10 protein-coding genes, 2 tRNA genes and 3 rRNA genes are annotated in these 15,971 nt (G+C 31.9%); 10 read left to right on the top strand and 5 right to left on the bottom strand.

Features of this window, described 5'->3' with window-relative positions; all coding sequences use genetic code 11:
- Positions 1-55: 55 nt before the first annotated feature.
- Positions 56-1,222, bottom strand: coding sequence for a MalY/PatB family protein (locus AMRN_RS11780; RefSeq protein ID WP_099310806.1), 1,167 nt, complete (start codon positions 1,220-1,222; stop codon positions 56-58).
- A 74-nt stretch (positions 1,223-1,296) separates the two neighbouring features.
- Between AMRN_RS11780 and AMRN_RS11775 the strand changes: the two genes are divergently transcribed.
- Entirely contained in the window at positions 1,297-3,111 is a 1,815-nt protein-coding gene (locus tag AMRN_RS11775; protein ID WP_099310805.1) for a menaquinone biosynthesis decarboxylase, read from the top strand.
- 21 nt (positions 3,112-3,132) lie between these two features.
- Here AMRN_RS11775 and AMRN_RS11770 read toward each other — a convergent pair whose 3' ends face one another.
- Genes AMRN_RS11770 through AMRN_RS11760 form a run of 3 tightly spaced genes read right to left on the bottom strand, consistent with a single transcriptional unit; the run spans position 3,133 to position 6,746 of the window.
- Positions 3,133-4,125, bottom strand: coding sequence for an ABC transporter ATP-binding protein (locus AMRN_RS11770; protein ID WP_099310804.1), 993 nt, complete (start codon positions 4,123-4,125; stop codon positions 3,133-3,135).
- Complete coding sequence (locus AMRN_RS11765) at positions 4,125-5,732, bottom strand: ABC transporter permease (RefSeq protein WP_099310803.1); 1,608 nt, start codon at positions 5,730-5,732, stop codon at positions 4,125-4,127. Before AMRN_RS11765 ends, AMRN_RS11770 begins: the two co-directional genes overlap by 1 nt.
- Before the next feature lie 6 nt (positions 5,733-5,738).
- Entirely contained in the window at positions 5,739-6,746 is a 1,008-nt protein-coding gene (locus tag AMRN_RS11760; RefSeq protein WP_079579954.1) for a Fe(3+) ABC transporter substrate-binding protein, read from the bottom strand.
- A 149-nt stretch (positions 6,747-6,895) separates the two neighbouring features.
- Between AMRN_RS11760 and AMRN_RS11755 the strand changes: the two genes are divergently transcribed.
- From AMRN_RS11755 to rrf, 9 genes are all read left to right on the top strand, one after another.
- Positions 6,896-7,162 (top strand): hypothetical protein, encoded by a 267-nt coding sequence (locus AMRN_RS11755; RefSeq protein ID WP_099310802.1) that lies wholly within the window; start codon positions 6,896-6,898, stop codon positions 7,160-7,162.
- The gene (locus AMRN_RS11750; RefSeq protein WP_099310801.1) at positions 7,146-7,715 is read left to right on the top strand and encodes an anthranilate synthase component II; all 570 of its coding nucleotides are present in this window, start codon (positions 7,146-7,148) and stop codon (positions 7,713-7,715) included. The genes AMRN_RS11755 and AMRN_RS11750 overlap by 17 nt, the downstream gene beginning before the upstream one ends.
- Complete coding sequence (locus tag AMRN_RS11745) at positions 7,712-8,914, top strand: glycosyltransferase family 39 protein (protein WP_099310800.1); 1,203 nt, start codon at positions 7,712-7,714, stop codon at positions 8,912-8,914. The genes AMRN_RS11750 and AMRN_RS11745 overlap by 4 nt, the downstream gene beginning before the upstream one ends.
- A complete protein-coding gene (locus AMRN_RS11740; protein ID WP_099310799.1) occupies positions 8,907-9,554 on the top strand; it encodes a pilus assembly FimT family protein in 648 nt (215 codons plus the stop codon). Before AMRN_RS11745 ends, AMRN_RS11740 begins: the two co-directional genes overlap by 8 nt.
- Before the next feature lie 321 nt (positions 9,555-9,875).
- A 16S ribosomal RNA gene (locus AMRN_RS11735) occupies positions 9,876-11,390 on the top strand.
- An 87-nt stretch (positions 11,391-11,477) separates the two neighbouring features.
- Positions 11,478-11,554, top strand: a tRNA-Ile gene (locus AMRN_RS11730).
- 36 nt (positions 11,555-11,590) lie between these two features.
- A tRNA-Ala gene (locus tag AMRN_RS11725) sits at positions 11,591-11,666 on the top strand.
- A gap of 234 nt (positions 11,667-11,900) precedes the next feature.
- Positions 11,901-14,822 (top strand): 23S ribosomal RNA (locus tag AMRN_RS11720).
- A 117-nt stretch (positions 14,823-14,939) separates the two neighbouring features.
- Positions 14,940-15,055: ribosomal RNA gene (rrf, locus tag AMRN_RS11715) — 5S ribosomal RNA — on the top strand.
- Together the 16S, 23S and 5S rRNA genes with 2 tRNA genes alongside form the textbook arrangement of a ribosomal RNA operon.
- 123 nt (positions 15,056-15,178) lie before the next feature.
- Here rrf and AMRN_RS11710 read toward each other — a convergent pair.
- Entirely contained in the window at positions 15,179-15,955 is a 777-nt protein-coding gene (locus tag AMRN_RS11710; RefSeq protein ID WP_099310485.1) for a magnesium transporter CorA family protein, read from the bottom strand.
- Positions 15,956-15,971: the final 16 nt, after the last annotated feature.

The following is a 15,971-nucleotide window of genomic DNA, read 5'->3' as shown; positions in this document are numbered from 1 at the left end:
ATAGTGAGAAAAAATGTAATACTTTAAAAATAACATTTTTTCTAACTTAAATATGTCAATTAAATTCATTATTTAAATATGAAAGTGATTTAATTAATTCATTTTTACTTAATGCTATATTTAACCTAAAATAGTATTTTCCTTCTTTTCCAAATGTTGAACCATCATTTAATACAAGATTAGCATTATGTAAAAGTCTGTCAAAAATATTTTTGTGAGAATCTTTTATTTTTGAAAAATTCAACCAAAGTAAATATGTAGCTTCTGGTTTATTGAAAGTTATACTGTTATTATTTTCTTTTAAAAAATCATCAACATAATTTATATTGTCTTTTAAGTATTGAAGTAAAAACTCTAGCCACTCTTCACCTTTATTGTATGCTGATATAATTGATTCTAGACCAAATATATTAACAGAACCAATATGATGTTTGTTAATGACACTGTTTAATCTCTTTTTTAAAGTGGAATTTTTACAAATAATATATGAACTATTTAATCCTGCTAGATTAAAAGTTTTACTAGGAGAATTTAATATAACTAGATTATTTAAATATTTATCTTCAAGATGTAAAAAAGAGGTAAATTTTTTAAAGACTAAATCAGAGTGTATTTCATCACTTATTATTGTTATATTATTTTCATAACATATTTTAGCCAATTTTAAAAGTTCTTCTTTGCTCCATACTCTGCCTACTGGATTATGTGGTGAGCATAAAATTAAAAGTTTTGTTTTTGAAGTTATTTTATTTTCTAAATCTTTAAAATCCATAGTGTAATAATCATCAGAATTTTTTAATGGATTTAATATTAGTTTTCTATTATTGTCTTTAACAACAGAGAAAAAAGGAAAATATACTGGTGTTTGAATTATTACTTCATCATTTTCATTACTAAAAGCTTCAATACAAGCACTTAGTGCTGTAACAACGCCACTTGTCAAAAGGATATCATTTTCAGTAAAATTAGATAAATCATGTCTTTTTTTATACCATGAAATTATACTATCATGTACTTTATTACTAACTATTGGATAACCAAGTATCTTTTTGTCAAAAACTTTTTTTAAATCATCTAATATAAACTTTGGTGTTTGAAAGTCCATATCTGCAACCCACATTGGTCTTGCATTTTCTACATCAAAATATTTTTTTAAACCATCATATTTAACACAATCACTATTTTTTCTATTAATATACTCATCAAAATTATAATTTTTCATTTTACCTCTACCATAAACTATTTTTTATAGATATAATGATATAAAAATAAGATTAATTACTAATAAGGTTTTATATGAAAAAAGCAATTGAATTGTTAAAAAAGCATAATTTGTTGAAAATTATTGATGATGAGTTGGATATAAACTTGGAAATTCCGCATGTTGCTTATGTAGAAGTTAAGAAAAAAGATTCAAAAGCTATACTTTTTACAAATCCAGTTGATAAAAAAAATGGAAAAAAATTTGATATTCCTGTTTTAATGAATGTATTTGGTTCGAAAAAAGCTGTTGAACTTTTTATAGGTGATGGAAATAAAATTGGGAAAGAGATAGAGTCTTTATTAAAAATGAAGCCTCCAACAACTTTTAGTGAAAAGCTTTCTACATTTGGAAAACTATTTGCACTTAAAAATACAATTCCTAAGAAAAGTAAAGGTAAAGGGGAGTGTCAAGAAGTTATTAAACTTGGAAGTGATGCAAACTTAAGTGAATTACCAATTTTAACAACTTGGGAACAAGATGGTGGTCCTTTTATTACAATGGGACAAGTTTATACAACTTCTCTAAATGGTGAAATGAAAAACTTAGGAATGTATAGACTTCAAGTTTATGAAGATAATACTTTGGGCTTACATTGGCAAATACATAAAGATTCTAATCATTTTTTTCATGAATATAAAAAAGCAGGTAAAAAAATGCCAGTATCTATTGGAATAGGTGGAGATCCTATGTATATTTGGTGTGGACAAGCACCACTTCCTATTGGTATTTTTGAATTGATGTTATATGGTTTTGTTAAGAATAAAAATGCACAACTTGTAAAATCAATAACAAATGATATTTATGTACCAAGAGATAATGATTTTATAATTGAGGGCTTTGTTGATACAAGTAAACTAAGAATTGAAGGTCCATTTGGTGATCATACTGGATATTATACTTTAGAAGAAGAGTATCCATTTATGGAAGTAACTGCAATAACACATAAAAAAGAGCCAACATATTTAGCAACAGTTGTTGGTAAACCACCTTTAGAAGATAAATATATGGGTTTTGCAACAGAGAGAATTTTCTTGCCATTACTTAAAACAACAGCACCTGATTTAATAGATTATTATATGCCTGAAAATGGTGTTTTCCATAATTTCATTATTGCTAAAATCAAAACTTTATATCCAGGTCATGCAAGTCAAATGATGCATGCATTTTGGGGAGTAGGGCAAATGAGTTTTGTTAAACATGCAATTTTTGTTAATGCTGATGCTCCTGAACTTGAAGATCATGATGCTATAACTAGATATATTCTAAATAGAATTGATATTGATGAAATGTTAATTTCAAAAGGTGTAGTTGATGCACTTGACCATTCAAGTCCAAAATTTGCAATTGGTGGAAAGTTAGGGCTTGATTGTACAAATGAAGAGATTAATGAACTTGGAATTACACTTTTAAGTGACAATGAATTACTTTTAAAAATGCAAGAAATAACAGATGAGGTAAAAGATTTAAAACAGTATTACACAGATACTAAAAATCCAGTAACAGTTATAACTGTAGATAAAAAAAGAAATCAAAAGTATCTATTTGATGATTTAAAACCACTATTTGAAAATATTAAAATATTAATAATAGTTGATGCAAAAAATCAAAATGATGTTAATAATACATATATGTTACTTTGGAGAGTAGTTAATAATATTGATTCTAATAGAGATTTATATATTCAAGATAGTACGATTTGTTTAGATGGTACAAATAAAAATGAGTTAGATAATTTTAAAAGAAGATGGCCTGATGATGTTGATTGTTCAAAAGATGTTTTAGAGTCATTAAAACAAAGAGGAATTATTGATATTGATGAAGAGTTTCAAAGAAAATATCAATTATAATAAATAAGAGTTTTTTGACTCTTATTTATCTATTATTTTAATATCTTTTTTATCTATATGCATAAATGCTTCATCATTAATATTTAAATTTTCAATACTATGAGATTTTACTATCATATCTGTATTATCATAATCAAGTAAATTTAATACAAGTTCATAATACTCTCCACAAAATGAGATATCTAAAATTTTTACTTTACAGTTTGATTTATCTTTTGATATTTTACATTCATCAATTTTTATAATTGCAACTTTATCTTCTTTTATGTTTAATCCAATATCTTTTATATATCTATTTGGAAGTTCATTAACCTCACATAAAAAGTTTGCAACATATAAACTATTTGGGTTTTCAAACATCTTCTTTGCATTATCAAATTGAATAAGTTTCTTATCGTTTATAATTCCTATTTTATCTGATATTGACAATGCTTCTTTTTTATCATGGGTAACAAGAATTGCACTTAAATTCATCTGTTTTATTAAATCTTTTAACCAAATCTTTGTTTTATATCTTAGCATCGCATCTAAGTTTGAAAAAGGCTCATCTAAAAGTAAAATTTTTGGATTATTTGCCATGGCTCTTGCAATAGCTACTCTTTGTTGTTGTCCACCTGATAGTTGGTGTATTTGTTTATATTTATGATCAACAATATTAAATTGTTCTAAAAGTTCATCTACTCTTTTTTCTTTTTTCTTTTTTGATAGTTTATATAAAGCAAATGATATATTTTCATGTACGTTTAAATGTGGAAATAATGCATAATCTTGGAATATATATCCCACCTCTCTATCTTTTTTATAAACTTTTTTAGAAGAAACACACTCATTACCTATACAAATAGTACCCTCATGCTCTTTTTGTAACCCAGCTATTGATCTTAGTATTGTTGTTTTACCACATCCACTTGAACCAAGAAGTGTTACAATTTCTCCTGGTTTAACATCAAATGAGATATTTTCTAAAATTTTTGTATCATTAAATGATATACCAAACTTTTCTATACTTACCATTATTGTGCCTTATTCATATTTTTTGCTAGTAAAATTACTGAAACCATTCCAATCAATATAATAAACATTGATGGAACAGAAGATTCGACTATTTGAGATTGTTGTGTTAATTCAAGAGCTAAAATTGGCAATGTATCATAATTAAAAGGTCTTAAAATCATTGTCAAAGGAAGTTCTTTAATTACTTCAATAAATACTATTATAAATGATGCAAATGCAGAGTTTTTTAATAGTGGAATAAAAATTTTTACAAATGTTGTTTTTTCTCCAACATCTAAAATTTTTGCAGCATCATCATATGTTTGTGGAATTCTACTAAATCCTGCTTCAAAGTTATTTATACTAATTGCTAAGAATCTAACACAATAACCAAAAATAATAGCTATTATTGTGCCACTTATAATAAAAGTAGAAGAGAATAAATCTATAACATATTTATCTAAAATTGAAAAGAAAGATAAAATTCCAACAGCAACAACTGCACCTGGAATTGAGTATCCTAATTTAACAATTTGAGTTAAAGTTGATGACGTTTTATCTTGATGTTTTCTTACATTATATACAAATAACAATGCTAATGCAGTTATTAGTGTAGCACTACTAATTGCAAGAGATAGTGTTTGATAAAGTGTTGTCATAAAATCTTCATCTATTATATCTTCATATGAAATGCTAAACCAAAAGCAAAGTTGAATAAATGGCAATAAAAATCCAAAGAAAAATGGTATAAAACATGCTATAAATGCTAAAAATGATTTAATCCCAGTAAGTTTTTCTTTCTCAATTGGTTTAAAATCTTTTCCTGAACTTTTAAATACTTTGTTTTTTCTTTGAATTCTTTCTAAAATAATTAACAAAAATACAAAGCTCATTAAAATACTTGCAAGTTTTGCTGCATCTTCAACACTTCCCATTCCAAACCAAGTTTTAAAAATACCTGTTACAAATGTATTTACTCCAAAATAATCCATAACACCAAAATCAGCAACTGCTTCCATAACTGCAAGTGTTACTCCCGCTACAATTGCAGGTCTTGAAATTGGTAAAATCACTTTTTTAAATATTTGCCATGAAGAAAGATTGAAAGTTTTTGCTGCTTCAATAATCGAAGCAGATTCAAAACTTAAATATGTTTTACAAATAAGATAGACATATGGATAAAGTACTAATGACATTACTAAAATAGCACCTTCTATTGACATAATATCAAAGAATACTACTTCACTAAGGTCTTTATCTAAAATATCAAGAATAAATGTTGTCACTGTTCCTGTTATATTAAACATTCCTCCATAAATAAATGCAACAATATAAGTAGGAATAGCAAATGGTAAAATTAGACCATAATGAAAAAATTTTGAAAAAGCAAAGTTATAAAGTGATGTTAAATATGCTGTTGTAAAACCAAAAAGTGTTGTTAAAATAGCAACTCCAACCATTATATATAAAGAGTTGAAAATATATGTAAAAAGTAAAGTCTCTTTTAGATGTTGCCAATTATCACTGTGACCTATAAAAAGATAAAGAAAAATAATTATTGCAGGAGCTGAGATAAGTAGCGTTAATATAAAGCTACTTATCTTGATTTTTGAAATCGAATTTTTCAATTAATACTACTTCCAACCAGCTAAATCAAAAGCTTTAACTGCTGCTTTATTATTTTGACCTAATGTATTTATAGAAATATGGTCATCTTCAAATGTTCCCCATGATTTTACTAAATCAGATGCTTCAACACTTTTAAGTACTGGATACTCAAAATTTGCTTTTGAAAATAACTCTTGTGCATCTTTTGAAGCTAAGAACTCAATAAATTTTATTGCATTTTCTTTATTTGGAGCATATTTAGCAACACCTGCACCACTTACATTTATATGTGTTCCACCGTTTTCAAACTTTGGAAAAAATACTTTCACTTTTTTAACTGATTCACTTTGTGATAAATCTTTATTATCAACCATTTTACCAATATAGTATGTATTAACAATTGCTATTGAACCAATTCCACTTGCTATAGCTTTTACTTGGTATCTATCATTTCCTTTTGGAGCTTTTGCCATATTTGCAACAACACCTTTTGCCCATTTAATTGCATACTCTTCTCCATGATGAGCTATCATTGCTGCCATAAGTGATTGGTTATATATATTATTTGAAGATCTAACCATTATCTGACCTTTGAATTTAGGGTCAGCTAAATCTTCATATGTTGTAAGTTTTTTGTCCATTCCTGAACCAATTTTATAAGCTGTAACTCTTGCTCTTTTAGTAAGAGCAAACCATTGATTATCTACATCTCTTAGTTGTTTTGGAATATTTTCCATTAAATAATCAGATTTAATTGATTGTAAAAGATTTTTTGATTTAGCTTGATATAATCTTCCTGCATCAACTGTTATTAAAACATCAGCAGGTGATTTTTTACCTTCACTTTCAATTCTTTTAATTAATGCACTAGCTTTTGCTTTAATTACATTTACTTTAATACCAGTTTTTTCTTCAAACATTTTGAAAAGTTTTTTATCTGTATCGTAATGTCTATGCGAATAAACGTTTACTTCTGAACTTGCAAATACTGATGAAACAAGTATTGCAGTACTTAAAGCCAATTTTTTTAACATCTTTTTCCTTTTTTTGATAATAGTTATTGGAATTATAATTTTTTGAAACTTTTAAGTCACTGAATAATAAGTACTATTATCATTTTAATACTACTTTATTCAGTTTTATTTTTTCTTTGATATAATATGCTTTTATTTAAAGGTTAATTATGATTATATTTGAAGCTACTATAAAAGAGAATGGAATTGGTGGATGGTTTTTAGAATTAAAAGATACAACTTCTCAAAGAGTTGAAAATTGTGAAGATTTAAAAGAGTTTTCTGAAACTATAGAAAAAATGGGCTTAGACTATGGTGGACATGTAGATGAAGTAAAATGGATAGTGGATGAAAATGTTCCTCAAAAACATATAGTTGAAGTAAAAGAGCAAATGGCAAAAATACAAAAGGAATTATTTAATGATTCTAATGATTGATAATTATGATTCTTTTACATATAATATTGTTCAGTATTGCAAAGAGTTAAAAGCAGATTTAAAGATAATAAGAAATGATGAATTAAATATTGAACAAATAAAAGAATTAAATCCAAAAAAGATTATAATCTCTCCAGGGCCAGCTACTCCTGATGATGCGGGAATATGTTTAGATGCCATTAAAGAGTTTGCGGGAAAAATACCAATATTTGGAATATGTTTAGGGCATCAAAGTATAGCTCAAGTTTATGGTGCAAAAGTAATTAAAGCGCCCAATATGATGCATGGAAAAACATCAGTAATAAAAAGATGTTTTGATACACCAATATTTAATAATTTGCCAAATGAATTTACGCAAACTAGATATCACTCTTTAACAGTGGATAAAAATAGTTTAACTGATGATATAATACCAACATCATATAGTTTAGATGATAATGAAATTATGTCATTAGAAATAAAAAATAAAAAAATTTACGGAGTACAATTTCATCCAGAATCTATAATGAGTGAATATGGATATGAGATGATTGAAAACTTTTTGAAACTATGATAAATACAACAAATCAATACAATAAAACTATTTATATTACTCTTGCAATTACGACAATTGTATTGATTTTTGTTTCAAATACTCTTAGTATTTCTTATAAAGAGGCATTGAACTTTTTTGAAAATAATTCTTTATTATCTTTATTAACGAATATATCAACTACAATATTTGGTCAAAATGATATTGCATTAAGATTACCTTTTTTAACTTTTTACTTTCTTAGTGTAATTTTGATATATATTAATACTCGAACATACTTTAAATACCAAAGCGATAGAGCAATATCTACTATTATTTTTATGTTTCTTCCTGGTGTATTAAGTGCTTCTCTTTTAGTCAATAGTGCAATAGTAGTTACTTTTTGTACTCTTTTATATATATATTATTATCAAAAAATGCAAAAACATAATTATGCTTTTTTAATTGCCTTTTTATTTGTTGATAACTCTTTTGCAATATTCTTTTTAGCAATATTCTTTTATTCTTTAAATAAGCGTGATAATGCAATTATATTTATTAGTCTAATTTTATTTGGATTGTCTATGGGAATATATGGTTTTGAAAGTGGAGGAAAGCCTAAAGGATTTTTTGTAGATACCTTTGCAATATATGCATCAATCTTTTCACCTTTGCTTTTTTTATACTTTTTTTATTCAATGTATAGATTAGGAGTAAAAAATCAAAGAACACTTATTTGGTATATAAGCGCAACTGCATTAGTTTTTTCAATTATTTTTTCATTTAGACAAAAAATATATATTGAAGATTATGCCCCATATGTTGTAATTGCTATTCCTTTAATGGTAAAACTATTCTTTCATTCATATAGAGTTAGATTAAAAAAGTTTAGAAAAAAACATTATTATTTTGCACTTTTAGTATTTTTAACACTATTATTGAATATTTTTATTACAATCTTTAATAAACCATTATATATATTTTTAGAAAATCCTAAAAAACACTTTGTATATAAATATCATGTGGTAAAAGAATTAAGTAGTAAACTTAATGACTTAAATATAAATCATATAAAATCAAAAGATGAAGAGTTAATATTAAGACTTAGATTTTATAAAATATATGAAGGTAATAGTTATATTATATCATTAGATAAAATCAAAAACTATAATTTTAAAATACCTATTAAATATTATGGAGTTGAAATAGCAACTGCATATATAGTTAAAGTTGATGAATAAAAAATCATATTCTTTAATAGAATTACTTTTTGTTTTAACTTTAATAAGCATTATAACTGCATCATTTTATTCCAATATCAATTTTGACAAGTTTCAAAGTAATATTGACCTTGCAACAAATAGACTAATCTTATATCTAAAACAAACCAGATACCAAGCCTTAATAGATAACAAAGCAGAACAGAACCAAACGAAATGGCATAAAAAGAGATGGACACTAAAATTTTTTGAGTGTAGAGAAAAAATTGGAGGTCTATATTATGTTATATATAGTGATAAAAATATGATGGGACATCCAAATAAACAAGAAAGTTTAAAAGATCCTTTATCTAATAAATATATATATAGTTCAAATCAATGCTCAGTAGATAATGATACTTCAAAATATGTTTTATTGACAAAAGAATTTGGCATTGAAAAAATTGATGTAAGTTGTAAAATGGATTCTTCATTAGGTAAAATATCTTTTGGTGAAGATGGGTTTGTATATAAAAAGCTTAGTAATAACAAAAATGAACACTACAAATATAAGATTAATAAACCATGTATTATAAAGCTATATGATAAAAATAATAATACAAGAGAAATTGTAATTGAGCATACTACTGGATATATCTATCAAAAACCCCATAAAATATAGAGAAAGCAAAAAATATAGGTAAAACCTCAAAAATTTAAGCCAAAATTAAGACTAAACCCTTGACAAAGGGAAAGAATTTGTCTATAATTCCCGTCCAAATTCGCTGAGGCAAACAAGAGATTGAGAGCTGAAGAAGGGATTGAGTTCTTTAACACAAAGTAAGTTTGTAAGAGAAGTAACTTTTATAAACTGAATATATATATGACAAGAAAAAAAAGAAGAATACAAATTCTTCGTCTATAATATCATACAAAAAAGTATGATAAAACAATGAGTAATTAATTTTGTATAGAAATACATAATTAGTCAGAGAACAAACACTTTATGGAGAGTTTGATCCTGGCTCAGAGTGAACGCTGGCGGCGTGCTTAACACATGCAAGTCGAACGAGAACGGGATTAGCTTGCTAATCTGTCAGCTAAGTGGCGCACGGGTGAGTAATATATAGGTAACGTGCCTTCAAGAGGGGGATAACAGATGGAAACGTCTGCTAAGACCCCATATGCCTTTAATACAAAAGTATGAAAGGGAAATATTTATAGCTTGAAGATCGGCCTGTACAGTATCAGATAGTTGGTGAGGTAATGGCTCACCAAGTCAATGACGCTTAACTGGTTTGAGAGGATGATCAGTCACACTGGAACTGAGACACGGTCCAGACTCCTACGGGAGGCAGCAGTGGGGAATATTGCACAATGGGGGAAACCCTGATGCAGCAACGCCGCGTGGAGGATGACACATTTCGGTGCGTAAACTCCTTTTATATAAGAAGATAATGACGGTATTATATGAATAAGCACCGGCTAACTCCGTGCCAGCAGCCGCGGTAATACGGAGGGTGCAAGCGTTACTCGGAATCACTGGGCGTAAAGAGCGTGTAGGCGGATAGATAAGTCAGAAGTGAAATCCAATAGCTTAACTATTGAACTGCTTTTGAAACTGTCTATCTAGAGTATGGGAGAGGTAGATGGAATTTCTGGTGTAGGGGTAAAATCCGTAGAGATCAGAAGGAATACCGATTGCGAAGGCGATCTACTGGAACATAACTGACGCTGAGACGCGAAAGCGTGGGGAGCAAACAGGATTAGATACCCTGGTAGTCCACGCCCTAAACGATGTACACTAGTTGTTGCTATGCTCGACATAGCAGTAATGCAGTTAACACATTAAGTGTACCGCCTGGGGAGTACGGTCGCAAGATTAAAACTCAAAGGAATAGACGGGGACCCGCACAAGCGGTGGAGCATGTGGTTTAATTCGACGATACGCGAAGAACCTTACCTGGTCTTGACATAGTAAGAACCATTTAGAGATAGATGGGTGTCTGCTTGCAGAAACTTATATACAGGTGCTGCACGGCTGTCGTCAGCTCGTGTCGTGAGATGTTGGGTTAAGTCCCGCAACGAGCGCAACCCTCGTCATTAGTTGCTAACACTTCGGGTGAGAACTCTAATGAGACTGCCTACGCAAGTAGGAGGAAGGTGAGGACGACGTCAAGTCATCATGGCCCTTACGACCAGGGCTACACACGTGCTACAATGGGGTATACAAAGAGCAGCGATACAGTGATGTGGAGCAAATCTAAAAAATACCTCCCAGTTCGGATTGTAGTCTGCAACTCGACTACATGAAGTTGGAATCGCTAGTAATCGTAGATCAGCAATGCTACGGTGAATACGTTCCCGGGTCTTGTACTCACCGCCCGTCACACCATGGGAGTTGATTTCACTCGAAGCGGGGATGCTAAGATAGCTACCCTCCACAGTGGAATTAGCGACTGGGGTGAAGTCGTAACAAGGTAACCGTAGGAGAACCTGCGGTTGGATCACCTCCTTTCAGAGAAAAGATTAAGAGAGTCAAAACTCTTAATCAAAAAGTCAATATATATTCAGTTTATAAAGGTTATTTAAAAGATAGGTGAGAGGGCCTATAGCTCAGCTGGCTAGAGCGCTCGACTGATAATCGTGAGGTCCCAGGTTCAAGTCCTGGTAGGCCCACCATGATTAAATAATCTTAAAAGAAGAGATTAAAAAGTTGGGGAATTAGCTCAGCTGGGAGAGCGCCTGCCTTGCACGCAGGAGGTCAGCGGTTCGATCCCGCTATTCTCCACCAACAAATAAGAAGAAGTTAAATATAAGTTCAATGAAGATTGAATTTATATTTAATTTTTTCAGAGATGAGAAGATTAAAGAGTTATTTAAAAATATAATGTTAAAGTCAAAAATTTTTCTAAGAAAAGAAAGCAATTTCAAGAAAAGAAGAAGAACACAACTATTTTATTAAATTTAATAAGATAGTAGCCAAGGAATAATTATCAAAAAAGGTTAGAGTAAGATCTAATTAAAAAAATAAGCTATTAAGGGCTAATGGTGGATGCCTAGACTGTAAGAGGCGAAGAAGGACGTACTAGACTGCGAAAAGTCACGAGGAGCTGTCAAGAAGCATTGATTCGTGAATATCCGAATGGGACAACCCAGTATATAGAGATATATATTACCCAGCAATGGGGGCTAACGTGGTGAAGTGAAACATCTCAGTAACCATAGGAAGAGAAATCAAAAGAGATTCCCAAAGTAGCGGCGAGCGAAATGGGAGCAGGGCAAACCCTATGCTTGCATAGGGGGTTGAAGGACCATAATATGAGACTAAAGATAATAGTAGAGATATCTGGAAAGGTATAGCAAAGAAGGTGAAACTCCTGTATACAAAATTATCAATAGCTCTAATGGTATCCTGAGTAGGACGGAACACGTGATATTTTGTCTGAATCCGGGGGGACCACCCTCCAACCCTAAATACTACTTACAGATCGATAGTGAACAAGTACCGTGAGGGAAAGGTGAAAAGTACTCCAGCGAGGAGAGTGAAATAGAACCTGAAACCATTAGCTTACAATCATTCAGAGCCCTATGTGAATTTATTCACAGGGTGATGGACTGCCTTTTGCATAATGAGCCTGCGAGTTGTGGTATCTGGCAAGGTTAAGTCAAGTACGAAGCCGTAGCGAAAGCGAGTCTTAAAAGGCGAAATAGTCAGATGCTGCAGACCCGAAACGAAGTGATCTATCCATGGGCAGGTTGAAGCTGGTGTAAGAGCCAGTGGAGGACCGAACCGATGGGCGTTGAAAAGCCCCCGGATGACCTGTGGATAGGGGTGAAAGGCCAATCAAACTTCGTGATAGCTGGTTCTCTCCGAAATATATTTAGGTATAGCCTCTAGTAGTAGCATGTAGGGGTAGAGCACTGAATGGGCTAGGGCTGCTTACCGCGGTACCAAACCCTATCAAACTTCGAATACTACATGTGCAAGCTAGGGAGTCAGGCGTAGGGTGATAAAATCCTATGTCGAGAGGGGAACAACCCAGACTAACAGCTAAGGTCCCAAAGTTACATCTAAGTGGAAAACGATGTGGAGTTACTGTGACAACCAGGAGGTTGGCTTAGAAGCAGCCATCCTTTAAAGAAAGCGTAACAGCTCACTGGTCTAGTGATTCTGCGCGGAAAATATAACGGGGCTAAGATGTACACCGAAGCTTTAGATTCATAATTTATTATGAGTGGTAGGAGAGCGTTCTATTCAGCGTCGAAGCTGTACCGGTAAGGAGCAGTGGAGCGGATAGAAGTGAGCATGCAGGCATGAGTAGCGATAATTAAGGTGAGAATCCTTAACGCCGAAAACCCAAGGTTTCCTACGCGATGCTCGTCATCGTAGGGTTAGTCGGGTCCTAAGTCGAGTCCGAAAGGGGTAGACGATGGAAAATTGGTTAATATTCCAATACCAACAATTAAGCGCGATGTGGGGACGCATAGAGTTAATCGAGCTCACTGATGGAATAGTGGGTCGAAGGACGTAGGTTGATACTTAGGTAAATCCGGGTATCACGAGACCGAGATCTAACAGGCTGAACAATCTCTTCGGAGAGCGTTTAGAATCGATGATACTGTCGTGCCAAGAAAAGCCACTAAGTATATTAATTGTTGCCCGTACCGCAAACCGACACAGGTAGGTGGGATGAGTATTCTAAGGCGCGTGGAAGAACCCTGGTTAAGGAACTCTGCAAACTAGCACCGTATCTTCGGTATAAGGTGTGCCTACTTTGGTATAGAGATTTACTCTCAAAAGCTAAAGAGGTTGCAACAAAGAGTCCCTCCCGACTGTTTACCAAAAACACAGCACTTTGCTAACACGTAAGTGGATGTATAAGGTGTGACGCCTGCCCGGTGCTCGAAGGTTAATTGATGATGTAAGCGTAAGCGAAGCATTTGATCGAAGCCCGAGTAAACGGCGGCCGTAACTATAACGGTCCTAAGGTAGCGAAATTCCTTGTCGGTTAAATACCGACCTGCATGAATGGCGTAACGAGATGGGAGCTGTCTCAACCAGGGATCCAGTGAAATTGTAGTGGAGGTGAAAATTCCTCCTACCCGCGGAAAGACGGAAAGACCCCGTGCACCTTTACTACAGCTTGACACTGTAGCTTGGATATTCATGTGCAGGATAGGTGGGAGGCTTTGATTACTAGACGCAAGTAGAGTATGAGCCACCCTTGAGATACCACCCTTGAATATTTGAGTTACTAACTGCGTACAATAAACTTGTATCAGGACAATGTCTGGTGGGTAGTTTGACTGGGGCGGTCGCCTCCTAAAAAGTAACGGAGGCTTACAAAGGTTAGTTCAAGGCGGATGGAAATCGCCTGATGAGTATAATGGCATAAACTAGCTTGACTGTGAGAGAGACAACTCGAGCAGAGACGAAAGTCGGTCATAGTGATCCGGTGGTTCTGAGTGGAAGGGCCATCGCTCAAAGGATAAAAGGTACGCCGGGGATAACAGGCTGATCTCCCCCAAGAGCTCACATCGACGGGGAGGTTTGGCACCTCGATGTCGGCTCATCGCATCCTGGGGCTGGAGCAGGTCCCAAGGGTATGGCTGTTCGCCATTTAAAGCGGTACGCGAGCTGGGTTCAGAACGTCGTGAGACAGTTCGGTCCCTATCTTCCGTGGGCGTAGGAAAGTTGAGAAGATTTGTCCCTAGTACGAGAGGACCGGGATGAACGTACCACTGGTGTACCAATTGTTCTGCCAAGAGCATCGTTGGGTAGCTACGTACGGATGAGATAAGAGCTGAAAGCATCTAAGCTCGAAGCCAACTTCAAGATGAACTTTCCCTGAAGATCCCAGTAAGACTAACTGGTTGATAGGCTAGATGTGTAAGCATAGAAATATGTTTAGCTGACTAGTACTAATAGATCGTTCGGCTTATTATTATACTTGGTTTACTATCTTATTAAGTTTACTAAAGTTGTGTTCAAAGAGACTTTAACATTAATATACTCAAAATATGAGTATAGAGTGAATAATAAAATTCATTGTATACTCATATTGCTGGTGGATATAGCGAAGTGGAAATACCCAGATCCATACCGAACCTGGAAGTCAAGCACTTCTGCGCTGATAATACTGCACCTTTCAGGTGTGGAAACGTAGGCCTCTGCCAGCTCTTGAGTTTTTTTAAGCCCTTATCTATTTTAACTTTTTTACAGTTATCTTAGTTATGGGCTTTTTTTTTTGCCTTCGTTTTTGCCTTTTTTATCCTATATTTTTTACCTTCTTATTTTATTGTCTATTTTCTTTTTAAATATATTATTAATATACTTGCTAATATTCCTGTCATTATTAAAATAGATATTACAAAGTAAGTTCCATTTTCAAATTTTGTAAAAGGTAAAGACGTAGTATTCATGCCAAAGAATCCTACAATAAGATTTAATGGTAAAAAAATACCTGATAGAAGTGTTAGTACATAAACTATTTTGTTCATTTGTTCACTTGTTTTACTTTGATGAAAATTATATAATACATCAAGTTTTTCAAGACATAATCCAGTAGTTCTATAGCTTCTTTGTAGATGTTCTTGTATATTAGCAAAATTACGTTCTAAATAATCTTTTTCATTTTTATAAGTATCTATTAGGTTTTCTAAAGCTTCATTTGCTTTGTAAAGTATTCTATTTACTCTTATTAGTTCATTTTTGTATTCATACCAAGTTTTATTAAAAGTATCTTGCTTTTTATTCTCATAAACACTTTCTTCCAAGTCTAAAACTTTTGAGTAGTAATCATTAGTTAATTTCATTGTTGATTTTATTGACTTGTCTAAGTATAAATAAAATTCTTTAATACTATTTAATGAAATGATTTGTTTGTTTTGATTATCAAAATAAGCATATTCTTCATTTGTAATTATAAATGAATAGTTTAGAAATTCAAGTTTATTATTTAAAAAAGAGGGCAGTCTTAAAATAAATAAATCATAGTTTTTATCAGTATAGAAAATTGAAGGATGCAATGAGTTTTCTAAATCTTCTTGATGTAAAGAATCAATATCTTTAATTTTCATTGCAAGCCTTCAATAT

Origin of the sequence: Malaciobacter marinus (assembly GCF_003544855.1) — a bacterium.
In the GTDB taxonomy this organism is placed as follows: domain Bacteria; phylum Campylobacterota; class Campylobacteria; order Campylobacterales; family Arcobacteraceae; genus Malaciobacter; species Malaciobacter marinus.
The sequence above is the reverse complement of the archived record's forward strand: the minus strand, read 5'-3'. Positions and strand labels throughout refer to the sequence as shown.

Excerpts from the sequence above, each read along its gene's own strand:
- AMRN_RS11780 (WP_099310806.1), bottom strand. The coding sequence starts at position 1,222 with ATGAAAAATTATAATTTTGATGAGTATATTAATAGAAAAAATAGTGAT.
- AMRN_RS11775 (WP_099310805.1), top strand. The coding sequence starts at position 1,297 with ATGAAAAAAGCAATTGAATTGTTAAAAAAGCATAATTTGTTGAAAATT.
- AMRN_RS11770 (WP_099310804.1), bottom strand. The coding sequence starts at position 4,125 with ATGGTAAGTATAGAAAAGTTTGGTATATCATTTAATGATACAAAAATT.
- AMRN_RS11760 (WP_079579954.1), bottom strand. The coding sequence starts at position 6,746 with ATGTTAAAAAAATTGGCTTTAAGTACTGCAATACTTGTTTCATCAGTA.
- AMRN_RS11755 (WP_099310802.1), top strand. The coding sequence starts at position 6,896 with ATGATTATATTTGAAGCTACTATAAAAGAGAATGGAATTGGTGGATGG.
- AMRN_RS11750 (WP_099310801.1), top strand. The coding sequence starts at position 7,146 with ATGATTCTAATGATTGATAATTATGATTCTTTTACATATAATATTGTT.
- AMRN_RS11745 (WP_099310800.1), top strand. The coding sequence starts at position 7,712 with ATGATAAATACAACAAATCAATACAATAAAACTATTTATATTACTCTT.
- AMRN_RS11740 (WP_099310799.1), top strand. The coding sequence starts at position 8,907 with ATGAATAAAAAATCATATTCTTTAATAGAATTACTTTTTGTTTTAACT.
- AMRN_RS11710 (WP_099310485.1), bottom strand. The coding sequence starts at position 15,955 with ATGAAAATTAAAGATATTGATTCTTTACATCAAGAAGATTTAGAAAAC.